This is a genomic window from Pseudomonas sp. St290, assembly GCF_018325805.1.
In the GTDB taxonomy this organism is placed as follows: domain Bacteria; phylum Pseudomonadota; class Gammaproteobacteria; order Pseudomonadales; family Pseudomonadaceae; genus Aquipseudomonas; species Aquipseudomonas bijieensis.
In genome coordinates this window covers 3,467,213-3,480,387 of the sequence record NZ_AP014703.1, presented here as the reverse complement: position 1 = coordinate 3,480,387, position 13,175 = coordinate 3,467,213, and the positions used below count along the sequence as shown (strand labels likewise).

Sequence of the window (13,175 nt, the reverse complement as noted above, 5' to 3'; positions counted from 1 at the left end):
GGGCTCGCGCCTGTATCGCACCGGCGACTTGGCTCGCTGGCGCGCCGACGGTGTGCTGATGTTCCTGGGACGTAACGACTTCCAGGTCAAGATCCGTGGCTTTCGCATCGAACTGGGCGAGATCGAAGCGCAGCTCAAGGCCTTGCCCGAGGTGAGCGAAGCCGTGGTCCTGGCCGATGCCCAGCAACGTCTGCTGGCCTATTTCACCGCCACCACAGCCCAGGAACCGAGCGAATTGCGCACGCGCCTGGCCGCCGTGCTGCCGGACTACATGCTGCCCGCGGCCTTCGTCCAGGTGGACAGTTTTGCCCTGACCGCCAACGGCAAACTGGACCGTCGTGCCCTGCCCGACCCCGCCGAAAATCATTTCGCCCAGCAACGCTACGAGGCGCCGCAAGGGCCAGTGGAAACCCGCCTGGCCGAGCTTTGGGCCCAGGTTCTTGGCGTGCCGCACGTGGGACGCCAGGACAACTTCTTTGCCCTGGGTGGGCACTCGCTGCTGGCGGTGCAACTGGTCGAACACATGCGTGCCGAAGACTGGGCCATTGATGTTCGCACCCTGTTCGGTGCGCCCACCATCGCCGCACTGGCCACGGCGCTGGCGCACCGCGAAACGCCCCCCAGCCATGATCCCGAGGTACTGGGAGCGTCCCTGCCGTTGGGCTGCACCCACATCACGCCTGAGTTGTTGCCGTTGGTGGAATTGACCCAGGCGCAGATCGACCGCATCGTCGCCAGCGTCGAGGGCGGCGCGGCCAACGTGCAGGACATCTATCCCCTGGCGCCGCTGCAGGAAGGCCTGTTCTTTCACTATTTGTTGCAAGACGAAGGTGACACCTACCTGCTGCACACCACCCTGGCCTTTAGCGACGAAGCTCGACTGGACGCTTTTTGCCTGGCGCTGCAACAAGTCATCGCCCGCCACGACATTTTGCGCACCGCCCTGGCCTGGGAAGACCTGGAGCAACCCGTGCAGGTGGTCTGGCGGGAGGCGCCGCTGCCCATCGAGATCCTGCGCATTACCGAAGCCGATGCGCTCGCTCAACTACAGGCCCACACCAATCCCCGGCAACGGCGCCTGGACATCCGCCAGGCGCCGCTGCTACGGGTGGTGAAGGCGTTCGACGCCGGCCAGCAACGTTGGTTGCTGCAGGTCTTGCACCATCATTTGGTGCTGGACCACACCACCCTGGAACGCATGGTCGAGGAAATCGTGCTGATCCAGCAGGGCCGCGAGGCGCAGTTGCGCGCACCGGTACCGTTCCGGACCTTCGTCGGGCACGCCCGGCGCGGCCAGGACAGCGCCCGACAGCAGGCTTTTTTTCAAACCATGCTCGCCGACGTCAGCGAACCCACCGCCCCGTTTGGCCTGCTGGATGTGCAAAATACCGGTGAAATCGACGAGGCCCACGGGCCGCTGGACCCCACGCTGGCGCTCGCCCTGCGCCAGGCGGCGCGGCGCCATCAGGTGAGTGTCGCCAGTCTGTTTCACCTGGCCATGGCGCTGGTGTTGGGCAAGGCCACCGGACGCGCCGACGTGGTATTCGGCACTGTCTTGCTCGGTCGTTTGCAAGGCGTGCAAGGCGCCGATCAGGCATTGGGGGTTTTCATCAATACCTTACCGTTGCGCATCGGCTTCGCGCAGAGCTCGGTGAGCGACAGCCTGCAACGTACTCATCAGGCCTTGCTGGGGTTGCTCGAACATGAGCACGCACCGTTGACCATGGCCCAGCGCTGCAGCGGCGTGCCGGCCAGCACGCCGTTGTTTTCCGCGCTGTTGAATTTTCGCTACAGCCTGGAAGACACGCCACACCAAAGTGTCGAGGGCATGCAAGTGTTGAGCAGCGCTGAACGCACCAACTATCCCTTCACCGTTTCAGTGGACGACCTTGGCCAAGGCTTCGGCGTGACTGCGCAAATTGCCGGTTCGGTGGGGGCGCAACGGGTCTGGTCCTTCCTGCACCGTGCCCTCGCCAGCCTGGTCGAAGCCCTGGATCACAACGCGCAACAGCTCGCCCAAACCCTCGACGTCCTGCCGGCGGACGAGCATCAGCGCTTGGCCCGGTTCAACGCCACGCAGCGTACGCAGCCCGAACGTGCCTTGCTGCACCAGCGCTTCGAAGCACAGGCTCGCTTGACCCCGGAGGCTGAGGCGGTGCGTTGCAAGGGGCGCGTGCTCAGCTACGGACAGCTCGACCGCCAGGCCAATCGCCTGGCTCGGCAACTGCAAGCACTGGGTGTCGGGCCCGAGGCACGGGTCGGTGTTCACTTGCGCCGCTGTCCGGAATTGATCGTCGCGCTGCTGGCCGTGCTCAAGGCGGGCGGCGCGTACGTTCCGCTGGACCCGGCCTACCCGACTCAACGCCTGGCCTACATGCTCGACGACAGTGCCCCCGTGGCAGTGCTGACGATGGGCGACGCGCCGCTGGGCCTCACCCTCGCCGCTACCTGCCGGCAGCTCAATGTCGACGAGGCCTTGCACACCGGCGACACGACGCCGTTGGCTGTGGCGTTGGAGGCCAGCCACCTGGCCTACATGATCTACACCTCCGGCTCTACCGGGCAACCCAAGGGGGTGATGATCGAACACCGCAACGCGCGCAATTTCCTCGACTGGGCCCTGCGTAGCTTTAGCGCTGAAACCCTTGCCCACAGCCTGTTCAGCACTTCGATCAACTTCGACTTGTCGGTGTTCGAATGCTTCGCGCCGTTGTCCTGCGGCGGCACCCTCGAACTGGTCGACGACGCCCTTGCCCTGCTTGAGCACCGTCCCGCCCTGAGCCTGCTCAACAGTGTGCCGTCGGCCGTTGACGCCTTGCTGCGCGCCGATGCGCTGCCGGACTCGCTGGGCACCGTCAACCTCGCCGGCGAAGCGCTGCCGCGACACTTGGTCGAGCGGCTGTTCGCCCATGGCGCGGTGCACCAGGTCAACAACCTCTATGGCCCGACCGAGACCACGGTCTATTCGACCTGGGCCTCGATGGACCGCGCGCGCGGCTTTGTCCCGCACATTGGCCGGCCCATCGACAATACTCAGGTGCACGTGTTGGATGACGCGGGGCAACCATTGCCGGTGGGCGTGACTGGCGAGTTGTATATCGGCGGGGCCGGCGTGGGGCGTGGCTACCATCGGCGGCCCGAACTGACCCGCGAGCGCTTCCTGCCCGACCCGTTCAGTGCCGAGCCGACGGCGCGGCTGTACCGCACTGGCGACTTGGGTTTCTGGGATGCCGACGGCCAGTTGCATTACCTGGGGCGCAACGATTTCCAGGTCAAGATTCGTGGTTTTCGCATCGAACTGGGGGAAATCGAAGCGGCTCTGCTCGCGTTTCCACACGTGGCCGCCGCAGCAGTGCTGGCGGTCCAGCGTAATGGTCGCGAGCCCGCGCTGGTGGCCTATGCCGTGGCGACGGCGGACGCAGCGCCGTTGACGCCAACGGCGCTGCGCGAGGCCCTGGCGAGCCGCTTGCCGGGGTACATGGTGCCAGCGCTGGTCGTGCCCCTGGACACGCTGCCCCTGACCCCCAACGGCAAACTCGACCGCGCCGCCTTGCCGGTGCCCGGCGAAGACGCCTGGACCGCCCAGGCCTATGAAGCGCCAAGCGGTGAACAGGAAACGCTCATGGCCGAGATCTGGCGCGACCTGCTGGGCGTCGCTCAGGTGGGGCGTCATGATCATTTCTTCGAACTCGGCGGACACTCGCTGCTGGCGGTGCAATGGGTCTCCCGGGTGCGCCAGCGCCTGGGGCTGGAATTGCCCCTGGCGACCTTGTATGCGCACCCGACCGTGGCCGCGCTGGCCAGCGTCATGGGCAATGCGACGCGCAGCGCCCTGGCGCCGATCACGGTGCTGCCGCAGAGCGTTGCGCGCCCCTTGTCGTTTGCCCAGCAACGTCTATGGTTCATCGCCCGCCTGGATGCGCAGGCGAGCGCCGCCTACCACATCAGCGGCGCCTTGCGCCTGGATGGCGAACTGGACGAAGCGGCGCTGCGCAACGCCTTGACGCGCATCGTCGAACGCCACGCCGTGCTGCGTACCCGTTTCGTCGAGCAGGACGCGGAAGTCCGCCAGGTCATCGACGCGCAGCCGCGCCTGGCGTTCGCCTGCCTGGCGCTGGACGCTAGCGACCCGGCCCGCCTGCAACAAGTCATGGCCAGCGAAGCTGCCCGGCCGTTCTCATTGAGCGAGGGCCCGTTGCTACGGGTGCTGCTGGTGCGGCAGAGCCCTTGCTGCCACGTGCTGCACGTGAACCTGCACCACATCATCGCCGACGGCTGGTCCATCGGGGTGCTGATCGACGAACTGTCGACCTTGTACAAAGCGTTCCGCCAGGGCGCGGCGGATCCGCTTCCGGCCTTGGCGATCCAATACGCCGACTATGCCGCCTGGCAACGCGATTGGCTGGCCGGCGAGCGTCGTACCGAGCAGTTGGCCTATTGGCTCGAACACCTGCGCGATGCGCCCGAGCGGGTCGACCTGCCCAGCGATCGTCCACGGCCCCCCCGCCAGGACTTCGCCGGTGCGCGGTTGACGGTCGCACTCGATGAGCCGACCAGCGCTGCGATCAAGGACTTGAGTCGCCGCCACAGCACGTCGCTGTACATGACCTTGCTGGCGGCCTGGGCGATTGTGGTCGGGCGCCTGGCCGGCCAGGAACGCGTGGTGATCGGCACTCCGGTCGCCAACCGCACACGCAGCGAAGTCGAGCCGTTGATTGGCTTTTTCGTCAACACCCAGGCGCTGTGCATCGACCTGGCCGGGCAACCGGACGTCAGCCAGTTGCTGGCCCAGGTGCGTGAGCACGCGCTGCAGGCCCAGGCGCACCAGGACGTGCCGTTCGAGCATGTGGTCGAAGCCCTCAACCCGCCCCGCTCGCTGGCACACAGCCCGGTATTCCAATTGATGTTCGCCTGGCAGAACGCCCCACGCAGCGCACTGGACCTCGATGGCCTGAGCCTGACCAGTCTGGCCGCCGAGCAGGTCACTGCGCCTTTCGATTTGTCCCTGGAACTCTATGAGGCCGAGGGGCGCATCGTCGGCGGGCTCAACTACGCTACTGCGCTGTTCGATGCCGCCAGCGTGCATCGGCATTGGCGCTACCTGGTCAACGTGTTGCGCCAGCTGTGCGCCGACGACCGCCAACCGCTGGCCCGCCTGTCGCTGGTCGATGCCCAGGAGCGCGAGCACCTGCTGCACGGCCTCAACCCGGCGCCAACCGCCTACCCGCAGGCCGGCTGGGTGCACCAACCGTTCGAGCGCCAGGCGCTGTTGCAGCCCGACGCCATCGCGGTCGAACTGCATGGGCGCGGGCTGAGTTACGCTGAGCTCGATCGCCAGGCCAATCACCTGGCCTGGCAGATGATCGCGCTGGGCGCGGGGCCCGGCCAACGCGTGGCGATCCATCTGCCGCGCAGCCTGGAGATGGTGCTGGCCCTGGTCGCCACCCTCAAGACCGGTGCGGCCTACGTGCCGCTCGACCCGAGTCAGCCCCTCGCACGCCGGCAAGGCATCATCGAGGATTGCCAGCCGTGCCTGCTGCTGTGGGATGCGCAGCGCGTCGAAGCGTTGCAATGCAGCGACAGTTGCACGCCGCTGTCGGTGCGCTTGGCGGCAACGGCGATGCAGGCACCCTCCGCGCCATCGCTCGGGCAACCGAGCCCCGATGACCTGGCCTATGTCATGTACACCTCCGGCTCCACCGGCCTGCCCAAGGGGGTCGCCATGGGCCATCTGGCGTTGAGCAACCTGCTGGCCTGGCAGGCTGAACAGCCGTTGCCCGGCCCGGCTCGTACCCTGCAATTCGCCGCGCTGGGATTCGATGTCGCGTTTCAGGAGGTTTTCTCAACCCTGGGCAGCGGCGGCACCCTGGTGTTGCTGGACGAAGCCCAGCGCCTGGACCTCGCGAGCCTGCCGCGCTGGCTCGGCCAGGCGCGTATCGAGCGTTTGTTCCTGCCCTATATCGCCCTGGCAGCGATGGCCGACAGCTGGGCCGACGCCCCGCTTGAACTGCCCATGCTGCGGGACGTGATTGTCGCGGGCGAGGCGCTGCGCATCACCGGCGCGTTACGCACATTGTTCAGGCACCATCCCCAAGCGCGCCTGCACAACCACTATGGCCCGACCGAAACCCATGTGGTGTGTACCCACACCCTGCCCGACGATCCGGACCAATGGCCGGACGTACCGGTGATCGGACGGCCGATTGCCAATACCCAAGTGTGCCTGCTCGATGCCCATGGCCAATGGGTGCCCCAAGGCGCTGTCGGCGAACTGCATGTCACCGGCGTGGCCCTGGCCCAAGGCTACTTGAACCGTCCCGAGCTGACCGCCGAGCGGTTTATCGAGCCGCCGTTCCACGCCACTCCCGGCGCGCGTCTGTACAAGACCGGCGACCTGGCCCGCTGGACCACCGAAGGGACGCTGCAGTACCTGGGGCGCAATGACTTCCAAGTGAAGATTCGCGGTTATCGGGTTGAACTGGCCGAGGTGGAAAGCCGCCTCGATCAATTGCCCGGGCTGCGCGAATCGGTGGTCGTCGTGCTGCCGGCGGACCACGGCGACCCGCGCCTGGTCGCCTATTTCAGCGCCGAGCAGACCTTGTCGCCGCTGGACCTGCGTAGCCAACTGAGTGAGCGTCTGCCCGAATACATGTTGCCCAGCGCCTTCGTACAGCTGCATGCCCTGCCGCTGACCAGCAATGGCAAGGTCGATCGCCAACGCTTGCCGGCACCAGCCCCCGAGGCGTTTGCGCAAACGGAATACAGCCAGCCCGAGGGCGAACTGGAAATGACCCTCGCGGCGATCTGGAGCGAGTTGCTGGGTGTCGCATCCATCGGTCGCGAAGACGACTTCTTCGCCTTGGGCGGACACTCGCTGCTGGCATTGCGGTTGCTCGCACAAGTGCGCCATCGACTGGGCCTGGAAGTGCCGCTCTCGGCGGTCTTCGCCCAACCGCGCCTGCACGCGTTGGCGGCAGTGCTGGCCGACGCCGGGCGCAGTCGCTTGGAACCGTTGCAGGAAGCCGACCGCAGCCAACCCCTGCCACTCTCGTTCGCCCAGCAAAACCTCTGGCTGATCCAGCAACTCAACCCGGACTCGACAGCAGCCTTCAACATGCCGGCGGGCTTGCGCCTGCGCGGCAAGCTCGACATCGAGGCGCTGCGCCGCAGCCTGGATCGCATCGTGGCGCGCCACGAAAGCCTGCGGACCCGGTTCGTGAGCCTTGCCGGCCAAGCGCGGCAGGTGATCGACCCACCACGGGCATTGGCCCTGGACGTACTAGACCTGAGCGCGCCCGGCGCGGCGGATTGGCAGGTGCTGTGCGCCGAGGAAGCCGGCCGACCGTTCGACTTGACCTGTCAGTGGCCGATCCGCGCACGCCTGTTGCGCCTGGATGTCGACGATCATGTCGTGCTGGTGACGGTGCATCACCTGGTCTCGGACGGCTGGTCCATGGGCGTACTCACCAACGAGTTCTCCCGTCTCTACCAAGCCTTCAGCCAGGATCAGGTCGATCCCTTGCCGCCCCTGGCGCGCCAGTACGGCGATTACACGCTGTGGCAACGCCAATGGCTGCAGGCGGACGAATTGCAACGCCAACGTGCCTATTGGCAGGCCCACCTGGACGGCGCGCCGACCTGCGTGACCCTGCCCACCGACCGCCCGCGTCCGACTCGACAGGACTACGCTGGGGCGAGCCTGCCGGTGCGTATCGATGCCGAACTGAGCCATGGGCTCAAGGCCCTTGGACGGCGCCATGGCACCACCTTGTACATGACCTTGCTGGCGGCCTGGGCCGTGGTGGTCAGTCGGCTGTCGGGCCAGGCCGAGGTGGTGATCGGCTCACCTGTCGCCAACCGCAACCGGGTCGAGCTGGAGCCGCTGATCGGCTTCTTCGTGAACTTCCAGGCCTTGCGCATCGACCTGGGCGACGCGCCTCGGGTGGGTGCGCTGCTGGCCCAGGTCAAGGGCCTGGCGCTGGCCGCCCAAGAGCATCAGGACCTGCCGTTCGAGCAAGTGATCGAAGCGCTCAACCCACCGCGTTCGCTGGCTCATAACGCGATTTTCCAACTGATGCTGGCTTGGCAGAACGTTCCGCAGGGCAACCTCGACCTCGGCAACGGACTGCAATTGCACAGCGTCGGCGCGCCGGTCAGCACGGCCAAGTTCGACCTGGCCCTGGATGTCCATGAAGCGGGCGATGTCATCGAGGGTGGCTTCAACTACGCCACCGCGCTGTTCGATGCCGACACCGTGGCCCGTCACTGGCAGGCGCTGTTGGCCGTGCTGCGGGCCATGGTCGACGACGACCGTCGGGCCGTGACCCGCATCGACCTGCTCAGCCCGGCCGAGCGCGAGCAGTTGCTGCATGGCTTCAATCCGGCGCTGGCACTGGCGGCCCCGACCGGCGAACGATTGCACCAACGTTTCGAGGCCCAGGTCGCACGTCGGGGGGACGCCGTCGCGCTCCAATACGAGAGCCTGACCCTCAGCTACCGGGCGCTCAACGAGCGGGCCAATCGCCTGGCCCATCGCCTGCGCGACCTGGACGTCGGCCCGGACAGCCGCGTGGCGATCCACGCCGAGCGCGGCATCGAAATGCTCATCGGCATACTCGCGGTCCTCAAGGCCGGAGGCGCCTATGTCCCGCTGGACCCGGTCTACCCGGCGCAGCGCTTGAACTTCATGCTCGACGACAGTACGCCACGGGTCCTGCTGACCCTGGCTGCGTTGCCTGAGACGCTGCAGATCCCCGCATCGTGCGCAGTGGTATCCCTGGACCCGGACACCGGTGAATGGGGGCATTTGTCCAGCATTGACCTGGCAGCCGATCCGCGAGCCAGTGACACGGACCTGGCCTACATCATTTACACCTCGGGCTCGACCGGCGTGCCCAAGGGCGTAATGATCGAGCATCGCGCGGTGATGCGGCTGTTCAGCGCTACCGACGCCTGGTTCGGCTTCAACGACCGGGACGTCTGGACCTTGTTCCACTCTTTCGCCTTCGACTTCTCGGTGTGGGAAATCTGGGGTGCGCTGCTGCACGGTGGCCGGTTGGTGGTGGTGCCCTACTTGACCTCGCGCAGCCCGGAGGATTTCTACCACCTGCTGGTGGACGCCGGCGTCACCGTGCTCAACCAGACCCCTAGCGCCTTTTATACCTGGATGAAACAGACCCGCGCCGAACCCCATCGGTTGCGCTGTGTCATCTTCGGTGGCGAGGCCCTGGATGCCGCCGCGCTGCGGCCCTGGTTCGAACGGCCGGACAGCCAGGCTACCCGCCTGGTGAACATGTACGGCATCACCGAGACCACTGTGCATGTGACCTACCAGCCGATCGAAGCCACCGACTGCCATGCCCAGGCCGGGCTGGCACCGATTGGCCGGCCCATCCCGGACTTGCGGGTCTACCTGCTCGATGCCCACGGCGAACTGGTACCACGAGGCGTGGTCGGCGAGCTGTATGTCGCCGGCCCAGGCCTGGCGCGCGGCTACCTGAATCAACCGGCGCTCGATGCCGAGCGCTTCCAGCCGGCGCGCTTTCTCGGCGGCCAAGGCGAGCGTCTCTACAAGACCGGCGATCTGGCACGCTGGACCGCCGACGGCACCTTGCACTACCTGGGCCGTAACGACCAGCAGGTCAAGGTGCGTGGCTTCCGCATCGAACTGGGCGAAATCGAAGCCCGGCTGAGTACCCTGGACGGCGTGCGCTCGGTGGTGGTGCTGGCGCGTCAGGACGATCCCGGCGATGCGCGCCTGGTCGCCTATCTGCTGGCCGAGCCGGGCCGGCACCTGGAGCCTGGGCAATTGCGCTCAGCACTGACCGGACAATTGCCAGCGCACATGTTGCCCAGCGCCTATGTGCAGCTGGAGCAATGGCCCTTGACCGCCAACGGCAAACTTGACCGGCGCGCCCTGCCGGCTCCCGATCAGCAAGCCTTGCAACAGCGTCCTTATGCGGCGCCACGCGGCACCACGGAAACGCGACTGGCGCAACTGTGGTCGCGACTGCTGGGCATCGAGCAGATCGGTCGTGACGACAACTTCTTCGCCCTGGGCGGGCATTCGTTGCTGCTCGTGCAACTGCTCGACGGCTTGCGCGCGCAGGGAATGGATGTGGCCATCGGCGCCCTGTTCAGCGCTGAAAGCCTCGCCGCGCTGGCCCGCGAGGTCGTTACGCTGGACGTTGCCAGCGTCGCGGCCCAAGGCCTGCTGTGCATTCGCGCGGGGTCGCCGGGTCGCGCGCCGCTGTTTTTCATCCATGAAGGCACGGGCGAGGCGTTGCCGTACGTCCGGCTAGCGCAGCATCTGGACCCGGAACGGGGGATCTATGCCGTGCAGGCCGCCGCCGAGCTGGACGACGGCGTCGACAACACGACCTTGGCCAGACGCTACATCGAGCTGCTGCGCACGGTCCAACCGCACGGTCCCTATCAGCTCGCCGGCTGGTCGGCGGGCGGCGTGCTGGCCTATGAAATGGCCCGCCAACTGCTGGGCGAGGATTGCCCGGTAGCGTTCCTCGGGCTGATCGACAGCAGCCAGCCGGGCGCCTTGCGCGCCGCATCGTTGGAGCTGAGCTTCGACGAAGCTGGCCTGCGCCAGCAACTGATCGGGTACTTTGCGCACCACCGGGTCGGCGACAGCGCCGATGACCCTGCCCAGGACACCTGGTATGCCGGGCTCGACCTGGACGCGGTGATCGCTGCGGCCCAGGCACGGGGTTGGCTGCCAGCCGGTTTCGACCGCCAGGAGCTGAGCCGCCGAGCCCGTCTCAACCTGAACCTGCGCAATGCCATGGTTCGCTATCGGCCGGCGCCGCTAGGCCTGCCCGTGCACCTGTTCCGCGCCACATCGGCAGGCCCTGCGGGAAGTGACTCGCGAGATCTGGCAGCCGACTGGCGTGCGCTGCTGGGGTCCGAGCTGGTCGAGCAGCGCATCGAGGGCGATCACTGGTCGATCATGCGCGACCCCGAGCATTTGCAACGGCTGGCGCAGGCCTTGGAGCAGGCGCTGGCGCGAGCCGAGCAGCGCCCTGCCGTTCCGTCGGGTGCGCGCGTCAGCCTGGTCCTGCAAACCGGCGCGCCGAACGCGCCCTGCCTGTTCATGATCCCCGGCGCCGGCGCGAATGTCGCCAGCTTCGTGCCCCTGGTCCGGCAACTGGACCCGCGACTGACGGTGATCGGCCTGCAAGCCCGTGGTTCCGACGGCCAGCGCGAGCCCCATGCCTCGGTACAGGCTGCCGCCAGCGCTTATGTACGGGAAATCCGCGCGCAGGTTCCGAACGGCCCCTACTACCTGCTCGGGCATTCATTTGGCGGCTGGCTGGCCTTTGAAGTCGCCCGCCAATTGCACGCTGAGGGTACTGGGGTGGCACCGGTGCTGGTGCTCGACAGCCGCGCGCCTGGCACGCGGTTGGCCAGTGATTCGCGTGGGGCCCTGGCGCACTATGTGGCGTTGCTGGAGATGGAGGCCGGGTGTGAGCTGGGCCTCGACGTCGACAGCCTGGCCAAGCTGGAACCGGACGAGCAATGCGCCCGATTGCTGACGCGCATGCAAGCCGTCGGTTTGATGCCCGCGCAAGCCCGTGCCGATGCGTTGCGCGGTCCTTTGCGGGTGTTTTACGCCAACCTGGCGAAAGACTATCGACCGGCATCGGTCTATCCGGGCCCCGTGGTAGTGTTCAAGGCCGGGCGAGGTCATGGCGAAACCGAGGATGGCTGGGAGGCATTCGCCGGGGACTGTCAGTGCCACGTGCTTGAAGGGTGTGATCACCTGTCGATTCTCAAAGCGCCTGCGGCACGGACTTTAGCCGAGTACCTAAAACACTATTGGCCCGCGCTGGAGGCGTTTCAAACCCATGAAAATTGAGCATTCGGTGCGGCCCTGGGTATGGGCGTGGGCGGGTCAGGTCGTCTCTACCTTGGGGTCGGCCCTTGCAGCCTTCAGCCTGGGCATCTGGTTGTTGCAGCAACACGCCAGTGTGACGGACTACGCCCTGGTCATCGCGCTGTCTGCGTTGCCGGGACTGCTCCTGGCGCCCGTGGCGGGCTGGTTGGTGGACCGCTGCGAGGCGCGGGCGATCCTGCTCGGCGTCGAGGCCGGCAGCGGTTTCGCGGCGCTGATCCTCTGGTGGCTGTTCGAGCAAGGCGAGCTGGAGCGGTGGCAGGTGTATGCCTTTGCCGCCGTCAATTCCAGTGGCCAGGTCATGCGCATGCTCACTTGCCAGGCAGCGATCCCGCGAATCTTGAGCAGTGCGCAAGCGATTGGCCGGGCCAACGGCCTGATGCAACTGATGGTCGGCTTGCCGCAACTGATCGCGCCCACCCTGGCGGCCCTGTTGCTGGGCAGCGTTGGAGTTCCTGGACTGTTGTTGCTGGATGTCGGTGCGGTGCTGTTTTCCGCTGGCGTGCTCGGTTGGCTCGCCTGGGTGGCGACGGCGGTGCGCGCCACCGGCCAAGGGCGTGTCGTGGCCGTGGGCGGATTGGCAGCCGTCTTGGCGGTGCTGCGCGGGCGTCCGGCGTTTTGCGCGTTGCTTGCCTACCTGGGCGTCGAGCATTTGATGCTCGGGCTGGCCTCGGTCCTGTTGGCGCCCATGGTTTTGGAGCGTTATTCGGTATTGGTGCTGGGCACACTGATGACCTGCGGCGGCCTGGGCATGCTGGGCGGCTCATTGTGGGTGGTCGCCCGTCCACCACAGCGATTGATCCGCACGGTATTGCTCGCGGACCTGATGCTCGGCATCAGCATCCTGGGCATAGGTGTCAGTACCTCGCCGATGGTTTTGTATGCGGCGGCATTCGTCGCCTTTGGCTGCTTTTCACTGAGCACCAGCAGCGACCAGAGCTTTTGGCAACGCAGCCTGCCCAACGCCATCCTCGGTCGGGTACTGTCAGCCCGGCAGATCGTCTGCCTGCTGGCCCTGCCGCTCGGGGCGCTGGGCGCGGGCGTGCTGGCCGACGGTTGGGCGATTCCATTGATGAGCCAAGGCAGCGAGCTGCAAGCCTGGCTGGCCCCCGTGCTCGGTATCGGCAAGGTCGGTGGCTTGAGCTTGCTCTTCGCCGTCGCCGGCCTGCTGTATGTGCTGCTGGCCGGCCTGGGATTGACCATCGCACCGTTTCGTCGGCTTGAGCCTGGGTGGGTTGCGTCCACCCAGGTCGTGGCCGAACCTGGCTGA

The 13,175-nt window shown here is 66.6% G+C and carries 2 protein-coding genes (1 of these 2 cut by a window edge); both read left to right on the top strand.

Annotated elements, in window-relative coordinates; translation table 11 throughout:
* On the top strand, positions 1 to 11,869 hold the 3' portion of the coding sequence (locus PBDP_RS15265) for a non-ribosomal peptide synthase/polyketide synthase (RefSeq protein WP_212800865.1). The gene continues 5,936 nt to the left of window position 1, outside the view; the window shows 11,869 of its 17,805 coding nt (coding positions 5,937–17,805); its start codon lies beyond the left edge, outside the window; its stop codon occupies positions 11,867 to 11,869.
* Complete coding sequence (locus tag PBDP_RS15260; protein WP_212800864.1) at positions 11,859 to 13,175, top strand: MFS transporter; 1,317 nt, start codon at positions 11,859 to 11,861, stop codon at positions 13,173 to 13,175. Before PBDP_RS15265 ends, PBDP_RS15260 begins: the two co-directional genes overlap by 11 nt.

Coding starts and splice junctions, on each gene's coding strand:
- PBDP_RS15260 (WP_212800864.1), top strand. CDS start 11,859: ATGAAAATTGAGCATTCGGTGCGGCCCTGGGTATGGGCGTGGGCGGGT.